A 12,636-nucleotide genomic window follows, 5' to 3' on the forward strand; every position below is an offset into this window, starting at 1 on the left:
GTGCGGGAGTTGAAGCTTGCGATTTGGTGGGGCATGCGTGATATAGAGCATATCAGTATGCCCTGCCGTCATCGTGCGTTCAGTCTCATCGAGCTTTTGGTGGTGATAGCCATCATCGGCATCCTTGCGAGCATGATGCTGCCTGCGTTGGGGCGGGCGATGGAGAAGGCCAAGCGGACTTCGTGCCTGAACAATCTCAAGCAGATGGGGCTGGGCGGGCACATGGCGGCCAATGACAACAGCGACAAGCTGCCGACGATGGGGGGCAATTCCACGAACATGATCTGGAACGGCACCAATCTTTTGCATTATGGGCGAATGATCAAATCAGACACGATCAGTGCGCGGATGTTCTATTGTCCGTCTGCGACCACGTTCCGTCCCGGCGGCACGAATTGCCTGGACAGCATCAGTGTCACGGGGGTGGTGGCTTACAGTTCGTATTATTTCCGGGGCACACGGCAGGGTGGTCCCAGCAGGACGGAGAAGGCAGCGGGCCGGGTGTTGATCTCGGATTATGAGACGCGTGAGCCATTCCAAGTGGGGGAGTGGTATGCGCAATCACACAAGACGGGGAAGAATGTTTTGCGAGGAGATGGTAGTGCGGCTTTTGTGGTGAATGAGTGGGACAGCCGCTGGGTGGATCATGGAGGGGACAGCGCACCGGGGGCGAAGGATGGGACGTGGAGCAAATTGGATCGCGGTCGTGAGTAGGGCCTTTTGCGTATTTTTACGGAGGGTAAAGGATTCCCTTAGCCAGATTCAGTAAGATGTGCAAACCCCTCAAAACTTCTTTAAGAAACCGCTCTTCAGTTTTACAAGGTTTGTTTTTAAATAGTTCATTATTAACATGTTAATACTTTTTAACCCTCGTTTTAAAGGGGGTTAAAAAATTCCCGATAACGGAGGTATCCTTCTTTTAACTTTCCTCAGCAAGTTCCGATAAGCCTTTGCCGTTGCTAACAACCGAGGCCTCGTCCTAGAGTTGTCAGTAGGTAAATATGGGCCTATTCAAACAGTCCTGCGGGAAAATATTGAGCCAGCTCGTACTGGTGGCTCTGTGCATTTTGCCTTTCCAATCTCACGCCGTCATCTTGGACTGGGATAGCGTGAACTGGAGCAGCGGTAACTTGACCGGGTCTTTCGACATTGACTCGAGCAATCCCGGAAACGACATCACCATCACCATCTCTGGTGCCACGGGCTATCTCGCGCAAGATGTCAACGACGTGACAGATCTGACTGGCGGTTACAACAGTCCGGCACAACAGGCTCTGTTCATGAACATGAACTATGACAGCAGAAACTCCACGCTCATAGTCACCGTCACCTTCAATTATGCGCAAGGTGTCCAAGATGTCAGCTTCTCGCTTTTCGATGTGGACAGAAGCAATGCAGGTTCGGACAGCGGTTACACGGATAAGATCGTGCTGCTGGGTAAAAACCTGAACAACACCCTGGTGGCACCGACAACGATCACGACTTCCAGTGACAATGCCAAAACGGGCACAGGCACCAATGTTTACGTATATGGCACTGACGGTGCGAGTGATACCTCTTCCAGTGGCAATGTCGGTTACGGTTTCACCGGAACCAATACGATCAACAGTTTCACCTTCACCTACGGCAACGAAAATAGCGGAAGTTACGCCGCTCCGAACAATCCGGGCAACCAGTGGATCTCACTCTTCGATATCACCTACACTCCCCGTCCCAAAGTTCCCGAGTGGCATCCTGGCCTGATCGCCTCCTTTGCCTGCATGATGATGGCAGGTGCCCGCCGAGTTTTCTTCTGAAACTTGGCCAGTCATGCGGGAGCACCTGCTCCCATGATTGATCTCGCACTTAACCAGAGTGCCCGCTCAGCTGTTCCCTGATCTGTCAAACTGAGTGAATGCTCCCCTGTTGCCCGGCAGAGCTGTCCGGCTTTTTGCCGTCTATACTTGCGCGAACCGCCTGTAGCAGTGGGTCCGGCGCAAACGGCTTGCTGAGAAGCAATGCATCAAAGGGAGGGGGGGGTTCATTCCCCGAGAAATCCCGTGAATAGCCCGAGATGAACAGCACGGGCTGCTCTGGACGCAACGCCCGCACTTTCTCGGCGAGTTCGCGACCGCCCATTTTGGGCATCACGAGGTCGGTGAGCAGGAGGTCTATTTGTACTTTGCCCAGGAGGGTGATGAGTTTGAGGGCTTCTTCGCCGTTGCTGGCTTCCAGGATGGTGTAGCCTTTGCCTTTGAGCAGTTTTACGAGGAGATTGCGGACGGTGGTCTCATCTTCCACCACGAGGATGGTTTCCTTGCCGCGGAGGGATTGGCTGTCACTGGTGGTTTCCAGTTTTACTTCGGCTGTTTCCGTGGTCTCGGGGAGGAGGATGGCGAAGGTGGTGCCTTTGCCGAGTTCGCTTTCCACCGAGATGGCGCCTCCGGTCTGGTGCACGATGCCGTAAACGGTGGCCAGGCCGAGACCGGTGCCGCTGCCGGTGGGTTTGGTGGTGAAGAAGGGTTCGAAGAGGTGGGCTTTCACTTCATCGCTCATGCCCATGCCGTTATCGGTCACTTGGAGGCGCACGTAACGTCCAGGCTGGAGGTCCAGTTTTCGCGCTTCTTCTGCTTCCAGGGAGACGGGAGCGCTGCTGATGCTCAAGAGACCTCCGCGCGGCATGGCATCCACGGAGTTCAGGGCGAGGTTGATGATCATCTGCTCCATTTGGGAGGGATCGGCCTTGATGGAGCCGACGTGTTCGCCGGGGTGTAATTCCAGGACCACGTCCTCACGGATCAGCCGTCCGAGCATTTTCTGCAAGTTTTTGAGCAGGGAATTTGGCTCGATGACTTCCGGGCGGAAGACCTGCTGGCGGGCGAAGGCGAGGAGGCGGCGGGTGACGCCTTCGGCGCGAGTGGTGGCTTCCAGCACCTGTTCGAGATCCTTATGGGTCATGCTTTCCGGGTCCACACTGTCCCGGGCGAGGAGGGCGAAGCTGCGGATGGCGGTGAGCATGTTGTTGAAGTCATGAGCCACGCCGCCGGCGAGGCGGCCGATGCTCTCCATTTTTTGGGCTTGGAGGAATTGCGCTTCGAGCTGTTTGTGCTGGGTGATGTCTTCGGCGACGCCGGCGGAGCGGACGATCTGGCCGAGTTCGTTCTTCACGGGGAAACCGCGGTCCCTGATCCAGCGGATCTGTCCGTCGGGCCGGACCATGCGGAACTCGAGGTTGTATTCCACGCCCTGGCTGAGCATGCCGACGGCCCGGCGTATGCGGGGGCGGTCGTCAGGATGGATCGTCTCCACCCAGAGGGCGGCGTTGCGGATGAGTTCGATGCGTGGGCGGCCGAAGACTGATTCGTAGGCGGGGCTGATGTAGATGATCTGGGAGCCGTCTGAGTTTTTGAGCCAGAAGACCTGCTGGACGACGTTCACGAGTTGCTGGAAGCGGTGTTCTGATTCTTTGAGGGCGAGTTCGGTGAGGCGCCGTTCGTGCTGGTCGAGCACGAGTGAGACGACATTGGCCACGGCGAGAGCGAAGGTTCTTTCATCGGACTGCCATTCGCGGATGGGGCCGATGTGTTCATGGCAGAGGACTCCTTCCATCCGGCCGTTCAGGTAGACGGGCACATCCATCATGGAACTGATGCCGAAAGGCTTGAGATAGTGCTCGTACAGACCCGCAGTATGGGGGCTGGTAGCAACGTCCTCCGCGCAGATCAACATGCTGTTGCCGATCGCATTGAAGTATTGAGGGCTGTCGCTGAGTTTGAGCTGTGTGCCGGAGGAATGGGTTCCGGTGGAGAGCTCGTAGAGTTCGAGGCAGACGATGGCGTCGCGCTCGATGTTGTAGCGCCAGAAGCTGACGCGGACGACACCCAGGGTGCGCGCACTGATCTCGCACACGCGCCGCACAGCGGCTCCGAGGTCATCGCCCTTGATCGCATCGCTGCGGATCAGTTCGGAGAGGGCAGATTGCTGCTCGTAAGAGCGTTCCACGTTGCAGCGCAGCTCGGCTTCGATGCGGTGCCGTTCGGTGATGTCGCGCATCACCTTGGAAAAGCCTTTCAGGAGGCCGTTGCCGTCCGTCACGGGTGCCATGATGACGTGGGCCCAAAAACGGGAGCCGTCCTTGCGGATACGCCAGCCTTCCATTTCGGCACGGCCTTCCGACCTGGCCTTGGCGGCCATGCTGGTAAACCGGTCTTTTTCCCATTCCGGATAAAAGATATCTGCCGCGTGGCCGAGGATGTCCGCTTCCTGGTAGCCGGTGATCCTTTCGGCGCCTGCGTTCCAACTGACGATGCGGCCCTGAGAATCGAGGGAATAGATCGCGTAGTCTTTTACGCCATCGATCAAGAGGCGGAGATTTTCTTCGCTGAGGCGCAATGCCTCATCGATGTTTTGCTTTTCGCGTAAGAGGCGGTTTTCTTTACAGGCGCGCTGGATGGCCAGCGGCAGACGCGCCAGGCTGTCTTTGAGGATGAAATCTGAAGCCCCTTGGTGGATGCACTCCACCGCGAGTTCATCCCCCATGGTGCCTGTCACGAGGATCAGCGGCGTATCCACTTGCTGCTCCTGCAAGATCTGGATCGCATCCAGTGCCGTCCAATTGCCTATGGTGAACTCAGAAAGAATGACATCGAACTGCTCCCTTTCCACCAACCGCTTGAACTCGTCACGATCACTGGTGGCCGCATGGTCCACATTCCACCCCTCTTGCGTCAGCCGCGCGAGAAATACCGCCACATCCCCTGGATTGCTATCCAGGATCAATATCCGAAAGCGGCTCGGTGGCGTGGTGTGCGTGATCCCCATAGGCGATGGCAGCTCGTTCATACAGCCGCGGTGTCAGTGATTAAAAGGTAGGCCCATCTTGCGTTCACTCAACTAAAATCCCCTATAGGAAATGACCAATGTCGAAATCCGAATGACGAAGGAATGACTAATGACCAATGAAAAGTTTAGGATGCATTGGTCATTAGTCATTCCTTCATTCCTTTGGCAATCGGATTTCGACATTGGTCATTTCCTGAAAGGAGAAAGGCGCGCCAACAGCTAAGCCATCAGCGCGCCCCGAAATCAGCTAGTGATTAACCCAAGAGCTTCAACACGCTCTGCGGCAACTGGTTGGCTTGTGAGAGCATGGCGGTGCCGGACTGCACGAGGATGTTCTGTTTGGCGAACTGGGTGGATTCTTCGGCCACATCCACGTCCTGGATGCGGGAGCTGGCGGCCGTGAGGTTCTCTTTGCTGATGGTGAGCTGCTCGGCGGTGTAGTTCAGGCGGGACTGGTAGGAGCCGATGGTCGCGCGGTCGTTCGAGAGCTGGTTGATGGCCGTCTTCACGCTGGTCAGAGCGGCTGCTGCGGCAGTCGTCGTGCTGATGGAGGCCGCCGTGGCGCCGGTGTAAGCAGCGGTGCCGAGGTTGACGCCGGACATGGTGAAGGAGCCGCCTTCGGAATCGATCGTCACGTCGAGGCTGTTCGCCGAGAAGAGCGAGACGCCGTTGAAATCTTTCTGCGACGCATCCGTCACATAAGAGGCGAGCTGGGTGAACTCCGCATTGTACAACGTACGGTCCGCATCCGTCTTCGTGATGTCTTGCGAGAGGATGGAGAGCTCGCTCATGCGGTCGAGCGCCTTGCCGATCTTCTTGAGATAGCCATCTTGAGTTTGAGTGAAGGAAACGGCGTTGCCGACGTTGGAGCCGGCGGCCGCGAGACGCGAGACTTGAGCGTCCAGACGGGTCGCCACGGCCAAACCGGCCGCGTCATCCGAAGGACTCACGATCTTGGAACCGGAACTCAGCCGGGCGAGCGATTTGCTCAGTTGCATCTGGCTGGTCTGCAGATTGTGTGCAGACACCTGGGCGGACATGTTGGTGTTGATGACCATAGACTATTGTATGTTGTTAGTTGGTTGGGTTTAAAAATTGTTTGGTTAAGCGGGTGTCGCCACGGGTGTGGCGGCATTGGTGTTCTTCACCGGCAGCTTCGGCACTGCGGAACGTGTGTTCGTGACTGCCTCACGGTTGTTGCGCTGGATCTCCTCATAGACTTCGAGGCGATGCACGGGCACATCGGCGGGGGCCTCGATGCCGATCTTCACCACTTCACCGTCCACGCGGACGATCTTCACGGTGATGCGGCCATCGATGACGACGCACTCATTGGTTTTGCGTGAAAGGATCAACATGCGTTTATGCCTCCTCAGCAGCGGGCAGGGGATGTTGGAGCGAGTAATTTGCGGCGTTCGCGATGACGACCTGTTTACCGCGCAGTGTGTAACGGTTGATGACGATCGGCCCCTTCAGGTTCACGGTGGCACCGGTGTTCCTGAGGGTGACGATGTTGTAGAGCAAGGCGTCCGACGGCTTCACAAGCCCGAGGAACCGGGCATCTTCCGGGCTGATCTGCGGCGCGTAATCCGGCAGCACATCAAACGGCGGGACGACCAGAAAGGCGAGTGACGGATCGTTAAGCACCTGCAACCAGCGGAAGGGCTCCTGGCCCGGCTCGGTCAGCAGGACGTATTCCTTGATGGTCTCAAAACCCAGTAGGCCCAGCGGCAGTTGCACGATGTTCTCGCGCTCTGCTTCCATCATTTCCAAGGTTGGTGATTCGACAGCGATCATATTCTGAACGCTGTTTAGCACAGCCCATGCCAAGGGTGTTTTCCCTTTAAACACGGCCTTTTGCGCCGGGAAGCGGCAAAAACCTCCCAAAAACTGCCGGGCTTGATAAGCTCGCCCGGCAAATTCCTCCCATTTCCCGCCCGGAAAAATAATCCCGTCCACGGGCACTCAATCTGGTTAAGCCGATGGCCATGCTTGCCGATGTGTACCTCGGCCCATGCCGTACAACCAATGGGCTTAAAGCGCCCTGATATGCCTATAACGGAAGACGCCAGTGATTACGCCTACATCATTGATTTGATCTATGAGCGCTCGGGCATTCGCTTGCACGAAGGCAAGAAGCCGTTGATCCGCGCCCGTCTGGGCAAGCGTATGCGCGCCTTGGGCATCGAAGACCTGGGCACCTACTGCGACCACTTGCGCTCTCGCGAAGGAGAGAATGAGTTGACGCATACCGTGGACGCTCTCACCACCAACTTCACCAGCTTCCTCCGTGAGGAACAGCATTTTAAAACGCTGGTGAACGAAGCCTTGCCCAGCGTCATCAAGCCGGGGCAGAAGGCTTTCAAAGTCTGGAGCGCCGCGTGCTCCACGGGTGAGGAGCCATATAGCATCGCCATCTACCTCGCGGAACATTTTCCGCTCGCCCAAGGCTGGAACTGGGAGGTGCTGGCCACCGATATCTCGACCAAGGCGCTGGATAAGGCAAAAGCCGGTGTTTACGCCAGCGATCGTCTGAACACGTTGCCTCCGGAATGGTTGCGCCGCCACTTCCAGCGGGGTGAGAAGCAATGGGCTGGCTACTACCGCGTCAAGCCCGCACTGGCCGCGCGGATCAAGTTCATGCAGTTGAACCTGCTCGGGGATTACCCCTTTTCCGGGCCGTTCGAGACTATTTTCTGCCGAAATGTGATGATCTATTTCGACCGGCCTACGCAACACGGACTCGTGAATCATCTGCATAGCTGCCTGGGGCCAGGGGGCTGGTTGATGGTGGGGCACTCGGAAAGCCTCACGGGCCTGAGCACGCCGCTCAAGTGCATCCGTCCCAGCATCTATCGCCGCACCAACTAGTCTATGCCTTCACCCAGCCTAGTCGGATTTGAACACAAGGTCGTGGTGGGCATCGCGGATTTCGCGGTGACCAACAACCAGAATCTTATTCTCAGCACATACTCCTTGGGGTCGTGCATCGGCATCGCCATCTATGATCCCGTGGTACGCGTGGGAGGTTTGCTGCACGCCATGCTGCCGGATTCCACGATTGATTCCGTGAAAGCCGCGAACCAGCCGGCCATGTTCATCGATACTGGCATCCCGGCACTTTTCCGCGCCGCTTACGATCTCAAGGCTGAAAAGTATCGTTTGAAAATCTACGTGGCTGGGGGCGCGCAGATCATGGACAACAGCGGGTTCTTCAACATCGGCCGCCGCAACTACGAGGCCATGTCCGCCATTTTCGCAAAGCACGGTTTAAAGCCACAGGCCGAGGAAGTCGGCGGTCTTGTGAACCGCACCATGTATCTTCATATCGCCACCGGCGAAGTGACATTGAAGACTTCAGGCCAGATCAAGGAGACCAATCTATGCAAGAGCTAGACGATTACATCCAGAAGGTTAAACACCTTCCTCCTGCACCGCGCGTTTTGCCGAAGTTGCTGACTCTTCTGGGTCAGCCGAACATCGACAGCGGCCGCATCGTGGAGCTGATCCAGTATGATTCTGCGCTCACGGCCAGCCTGTTGCAGGTGTGCAACAGTGCTTATCTCGCTTCTTCAACTCCGGTCGCTGATCTGGAAGAAGCGGTCAATCGCCTGGGTTTTCATCTGGTTTTCCGCCTCGTGGCGGGTCTTAGCGGCAGCCGCACGTTGTCTCCGAGCCAGAAGGGCTATGGGATGGATGAGGGCGAGTTGTGGAAGCATTCTGTGACCAGTGCGGTGGCGGCGCAATTGATCGCTGCGGAGTGTGATGTGGATGAGAATGTCGCGTTCACTGCGGGTCTGCTGCATGACATCGGCAAAGTGATCCTTTCGGGGGCGCTGGAACATATCTATCAAAAGCTGCGGGATGAGGTGGACACGAACCAGCAATCTCTGCTGGAGACGGAGAAACGTCTCCTGGGGGTGCAGCATGCGGAGATCGGCGGACGTCTGCTGGCGAACTGGAAGTTTCCGGCGCCGCTCGTCGCGGCGGTGTGGTTCCATCATCATCCGGCGGCGGCGCAACCGCACCAGAAGCTGGCTTCGTGCGTGTACTTGGGGAACATGATCGCGTATTTCATCGGCAATGGCTTTGGCCATCAAGCCTTCGCGCTGCGTGGGCGCGGCGAGGCTTTGAGCATGCTCGGTTTGCGCGGGGATGATCTTCCCCGGCTGATGATCGAGACGTACGATCACTACGCAGGGATCGAGGCGCTGTTCAACATCAATGCCATATCTGCCTGAGCATGAGCACGAGACGGATACGAACGTTAGTCGTGGATGACTCGGCGGTGGTGCGCCGGGTGATCACGGAGACATTGGCGAAGGAGGCGGAGATCGAGGTCGTCGGCACGGCCATCGATCCCTATGCCGCGCGTGAGAAGATCCTGGCGCTGAACCCGGATGTTCTCACACTCGACATAGAGATGCCGAAGATGGATGGCATCACTTTTCTGCGCCTCATCATGAAACACCGGCCCATGCCGGTGATCGTCATGAGCTCGCTCACGACCGAAGGGTCAACGAAGGCGTTGGAGGCCTTGCAGGCGGGGGCGGTGGATGTGCTGGACAAGCCGAGCGGCTCGTTTTCGGCGTGGGCTGACGGGCGGCTGGCGCAGAAGATCAAAGCGGCCGCGCAAGCATCGCTTCATAATATTTCCTCGCAGGAAGCTGAGACGCCCGTTCGCACGATCGTCAAAGCGCCTGTGATATCCACACCGCGTTTGAGTGGATCTGGTTCACGTCAACTGATCGTGATGGGCGCTTCAACCGGTGGCACGGAAGCGCTCAAGAAAGTGCTCACGGCGTTGCCTGATGGCCTGCCGCCGATCTGCATCGTGCAGCATATCCCTGCGAAATTTTCCCTGGCCTTCGCCAATCGCCTGAATGACCTCTGCCCATTCCATGTGCAAGAGGCGCAAGGCGGCGAGGTGTTGCAGCACGGCCAAGCCGTCGTGGCTCCGGGCGGTTATCACCTGCTCGTGCGCTGGAATGGCAATGGTTATATCACGGCGCTCAGTGAGGCTCCGCCGGTGCATCATCAGCGTCCGGCGGTGGATATCCTGTTTGATTCTGCGGTGAAGGCGGGTGCAGCGCCGCATGTCTTGGGCGTGTTGCTGACGGGGATGGGGGCGGATGGGGCGAGCGGGATGGTGAATCTGAGGCAGAATGGTGCGTTCACGATCGCACAGAATGAGGCGACGTGTGTGGTGTTCGGCATGCCGCGGGAGGCGATCCGGATGGGGGGGGCATCTGCTGTGGCAGGGCTGCCGGAGATAGCAGGGCTGATGGTGCGGCATTGTGCGGCGCGGCGGGAGGCGGTTCTGAGCGCAGGGTAGGCGGGCGGAGCGGAAGTTTCGTGTTTCTGGTTTTGAGTTTCGAGTCGGGTTCACTATTGGGTGCCGTTTGGAGACAGGGTCAATGGTGGAGGATAGCTAATAGCCGAGGGTTTCACATTTTCAGATTTTGAAATTTCAAAGGCGGGAAAATGGAGGCGATGGAAGGGTGGGATCATCACGGAGGCATAGAAAGAGCACCTGAGCATTACCCACCAGTCTATAAAGTGTGAATGAACAAGACTGAGGACAGGGAGAGCTGCGTTTTTCGGGGGCCGGTTTCATTTGAGAGGTCGGCGGTGAAGGCCAAAGTCAGGGCAAAGCGGCAGCTTTGCCCCACCTTGATAAGGGGCTTCAGGCTGTTTTGGATGCTGTCTTCCTTGTATAACCACTTGTGGGTAATGCTCAGAAAGAGCACAGAGGGGAAAGGAACTTCAAAACTGCTCTTTCGCCAAAGCCTCGCCAGAACCCCAAAATCCACGCCTCAATCGGCCACACTATTTTTAAAACGATTCAGGGTGAGGGTGATTTTGAGTGAAGAGTGGTGAGGTTGAGGGCGTCTTAGGTGATGATGGATTTGCAGTTCCCAAAGCGGGCTGGGCGGCTTACTTTGGGTGGTAGTAACAGCAACAGCTTATGACATCTCGTTTTCATTTCATGTGGGTGTGTGCGGTATTGGCTTTGTGCGTGGTGACTGGGCCGATGAGGGCGGAGGATAAGGCGGTGACGAAGGAGCCGGAGTGGCAGGCGTTGTTCGATGGCAAAACGTTAAAAGGCTGGAAGCCGGCGGATTTTCCGAGCGGAGGGGCTATCGAGGTAAAGAATGGGGTGTTGCAGATGGGGATGGGGGAGACTTTGAGCGGGGTGACGTATACGAATGCGGTGCCGACGACGGATTATGAGGTGGAGGTGGAGGGGAAGAAGGTGGTGGGGTCGGATTTTTTTTGCGCGTTGACGTTTCCGGTGGGGAAGGAGCATTGCACGTTTGTGATGGGGGGATGGGGCGGGGCGGTGGTGGGGATCTCGAGCATCGACCTGATGGATGCTTCTGAGAATGAGACGACGAAGTATATGAAGTTCGAGAAGGAGAAGTGGTACAAGGTGCGGGTGAAGGTGACGGGGAAGAAGATCGAGGCGTGGATCGATGGGGAGAAGTTCGCGGATGTGGAGCTGGAGGGGAAGAAGATCAGCATGCGTGCGGGTGACATCGAACAGAATGTGCCGTTCGGGATCGCATCGTATCAGACGGAGTCGGCATTCAAGAGTGTGAAGCTGCGGGCGCTTGCGCCGGGAAAGCCGGTGGCACCGGCGGGGCAATAGGATTTTTCAGACTGCTCCTTCGCCGAAGCCTAGCCCTGACGCAAAAAATCCGCGCTCCTATCGGCCACAGTATTTCTTGAAAAGCTCTAGCGGGTGGGGTCGTCCAGTGATTCGGAGGAAATGGCGCGTGGGGATTTTTTGGTGGTGCATTTCTTTTTGCGGGCTTTCTTCATGGGCGTGGTGGTGGCGGTGAGTTTGCGGCCGGGAGTGCAAGGGGCGAGTTTGGGGCGTTTCAATAATTCAGCGCGCCACCAGGTGACTTGAGGGGATTCTTTGAAGGGGAGTTGCTGGCCTTGCTCGGCGAGGAGGTTCAAGCGCCAGGCGATGACGGACCAGCGTTCGATGCGGAGGTGGACGCGGCCAGGTGTGGCATGGCTGTGGACACCGGCGGCAACGAGGACGCCTTCATCGACGAGATCACGGACAGCGCGTGTGGAAATCACGAAGGCATCGGCGACTTCTTGCAAAAGTAAAACGGGGCGGGAATGGGGAAACCAAGAGTCGGCCTCGAAGAGTGAGGGTTGATTCAACTGAGTCATATCTATTCTATCTCCTCACTCTGGCGGCTTCGGTCTTCAACGCCTCAAGGATATCACCAGAGTTCGCCTAGCATCATATCAAGGGGGTAGGACATTGGCTGTCCATGTGAATAATGTGGATAACTTTTTATGTGTGTTAGAAGGGGTTGGAGGGCAGGGGGTTGGGTTTATGGGGCGAAGTTTTAGCCACAGATTGAACACAGAAGAAACACGGATGGGAGAGGGAAAGTCTCAGGTTTCAGGTCTAATGTCTCAAGTCGGGTCGGCGCGGAAATTTACCACGGAGGCACGGAGAACGCGGAGAGGAGGGTTTAAACGCGAACTACGCTAAATACGCGAAAAGGGGAGGAAGAAGAATGGGTGGAGTTTTCAACCGAATGGGGAAGATTTAACAGAAGTGGGAATTAGAACAGGAGGGCGCAGAGGTAACGGAGGGGGAGTGGAGAATAGCCGATAGGCAACAGCCAAGATTTCAAATTTCAGAACAGTAGCAAACCACAGAGCTGAGCCAAGCGTACAAAAGGAGATGAATGGCGCGTGAAAGAACGCGCGTGGCGGTTTTCTTGATTTTGATTTAAGCGGTTGAGCGGTTGTTTTTAAGGTCAACGGGGGCCTGTGCTATCC

At 56.8% G+C, this 12,636-nt stretch carries 12 protein-coding genes; 7 read left to right on the plus strand and 5 right to left on the minus strand.

Annotated features, from left to right (window positions below; all coding sequences use genetic code 11):
* The first annotated feature begins 57 nt into the window (after positions 1-57).
* Complete coding sequence (locus tag VGH19_23045) at positions 58-714, plus strand: type II secretion system protein (protein ID HEY1174262.1); 657 nt, start codon at positions 58-60, stop codon at positions 712-714.
* A 287-nt stretch (positions 715-1,001) separates the two neighbouring features.
* Positions 1,002-1,796, plus strand: coding sequence for a hypothetical protein (locus VGH19_23050; protein HEY1174263.1), 795 nt, complete (start codon positions 1,002-1,004; stop codon positions 1,794-1,796).
* 85 nt (positions 1,797-1,881) lie between these two features.
* Here the strand turns inward: VGH19_23050 and VGH19_23055 are convergent, their stop codons facing one another.
* The 4 genes from VGH19_23055 to fliW all read right to left on the minus strand — a co-directional run bounded on the left by VGH19_23055 (position 1,882) and on the right by fliW (position 6,618).
* A complete protein-coding gene (locus VGH19_23055; GenBank protein ID HEY1174264.1) occupies positions 1,882-4,821 on the minus strand; it encodes a PAS domain S-box protein in 2,940 nt (979 codons plus the stop codon).
* A 254-nt stretch (positions 4,822-5,075) separates the two neighbouring features.
* Positions 5,076-5,879 (minus strand): flagellin, encoded by an 804-nt coding sequence (locus tag VGH19_23060; protein ID HEY1174265.1) that lies wholly within the window; start codon positions 5,877-5,879, stop codon positions 5,076-5,078.
* Positions 5,880-5,924: 45 nt separating this feature from the next.
* Positions 5,925-6,179, minus strand: coding sequence for a carbon storage regulator CsrA (gene csrA, locus VGH19_23065; GenBank protein ID HEY1174266.1), 255 nt, complete (start codon positions 6,177-6,179; stop codon positions 5,925-5,927).
* A 4-nt stretch (positions 6,180-6,183) separates the two neighbouring features.
* Complete coding sequence (gene fliW, locus VGH19_23070) at positions 6,184-6,618, minus strand: flagellar assembly protein FliW (GenBank protein HEY1174267.1); 435 nt, start codon at positions 6,616-6,618, stop codon at positions 6,184-6,186.
* A 252-nt stretch (positions 6,619-6,870) separates the two neighbouring features.
* Between fliW and VGH19_23075 the strand changes: the two genes are divergently transcribed.
* The 5 genes from VGH19_23075 (at position 6,871) to VGH19_23095 (ending at position 11,473) form a co-directional block, all read left to right on the plus strand.
* Positions 6,871-7,692, plus strand: a complete 822-nt coding sequence (locus tag VGH19_23075) for a protein-glutamate O-methyltransferase CheR (GenBank protein ID HEY1174268.1) — start codon at positions 6,871-6,873, stop codon at positions 7,690-7,692.
* Positions 7,693-7,695: 3 nt separating this feature from the next.
* Positions 7,696-8,217 (plus strand): chemotaxis protein CheD, encoded by a 522-nt coding sequence (locus VGH19_23080; protein HEY1174269.1) that lies wholly within the window; start codon positions 7,696-7,698, stop codon positions 8,215-8,217.
* Positions 8,205-9,062, plus strand: coding sequence for an HDOD domain-containing protein (locus tag VGH19_23085; GenBank protein HEY1174270.1), 858 nt, complete (start codon positions 8,205-8,207; stop codon positions 9,060-9,062). The genes VGH19_23080 and VGH19_23085 overlap by 13 nt, the downstream gene beginning before the upstream one ends.
* Before the next feature lie 2 nt (positions 9,063-9,064).
* Positions 9,065-10,156, plus strand: a complete 1,092-nt coding sequence (locus VGH19_23090; GenBank protein ID HEY1174271.1) for a chemotaxis response regulator protein-glutamate methylesterase — start codon at positions 9,065-9,067, stop codon at positions 10,154-10,156.
* Between the two features lie 633 nt (positions 10,157-10,789).
* Positions 10,790-11,473: a DUF1080 domain-containing protein gene (locus tag VGH19_23095; GenBank protein HEY1174272.1), complete on the plus strand. Its 684-nt coding sequence runs from the start codon at positions 10,790-10,792 to the stop codon at positions 11,471-11,473.
* An 86-nt stretch (positions 11,474-11,559) separates the two neighbouring features.
* Here VGH19_23095 and VGH19_23100 read toward each other — a convergent pair whose 3' ends face one another.
* Positions 11,560-12,012 (minus strand): hypothetical protein, encoded by a 453-nt coding sequence (locus tag VGH19_23100; protein HEY1174273.1) that lies wholly within the window; start codon positions 12,010-12,012, stop codon positions 11,560-11,562.
* Positions 12,013-12,636 lie beyond the last annotated feature (624 nt).

This window comes from Verrucomicrobiia bacterium (assembly GCA_036405135.1).
Classification (GTDB): Bacteria; Verrucomicrobiota; Verrucomicrobiia; order Limisphaerales; family JAEYXS01; genus JAEYXS01.

Excerpts from the sequence above, each read along its gene's own strand:
- VGH19_23095 (HEY1174272.1), top strand. The coding sequence starts at position 10,790 with ATGACATCTCGTTTTCATTTCATGTGGGTGTGTGCGGTATTGGCTTTG.
- VGH19_23055 (HEY1174264.1), bottom strand. The coding sequence starts at position 4,821 with ATGAACGAGCTGCCATCGCCTATGGGGATCACGCACACCACGCCACCG.
- VGH19_23090 (HEY1174271.1), top strand. The coding sequence starts at position 9,065 with ATGAGCACGAGACGGATACGAACGTTAGTCGTGGATGACTCGGCGGTG.
- VGH19_23080 (HEY1174269.1), top strand. The coding sequence starts at position 7,696 with ATGCCTTCACCCAGCCTAGTCGGATTTGAACACAAGGTCGTGGTGGGC.
- VGH19_23075 (HEY1174268.1), top strand. The coding sequence starts at position 6,871 with ATGCCTATAACGGAAGACGCCAGTGATTACGCCTACATCATTGATTTG.
- VGH19_23045 (HEY1174262.1), top strand. The coding sequence starts at position 58 with ATGCCCTGCCGTCATCGTGCGTTCAGTCTCATCGAGCTTTTGGTGGTG.
- VGH19_23100 (HEY1174273.1), bottom strand. The coding sequence starts at position 12,012 with ATGACTCAGTTGAATCAACCCTCACTCTTCGAGGCCGACTCTTGGTTT.
- VGH19_23085 (HEY1174270.1), top strand. The coding sequence starts at position 8,205 with ATGCAAGAGCTAGACGATTACATCCAGAAGGTTAAACACCTTCCTCCT.
- VGH19_23050 (HEY1174263.1), top strand. The coding sequence starts at position 1,002 with ATGGGCCTATTCAAACAGTCCTGCGGGAAAATATTGAGCCAGCTCGTA.
- VGH19_23060 (HEY1174265.1), bottom strand. The coding sequence starts at position 5,879 with ATGGTCATCAACACCAACATGTCCGCCCAGGTGTCTGCACACAATCTG.
- csrA (HEY1174266.1), bottom strand. The coding sequence starts at position 6,179 with ATGTTGATCCTTTCACGCAAAACCAATGAGTGCGTCGTCATCGATGGC.
- fliW (HEY1174267.1), bottom strand. The coding sequence starts at position 6,618 with ATGATCGCTGTCGAATCACCAACCTTGGAAATGATGGAAGCAGAGCGC.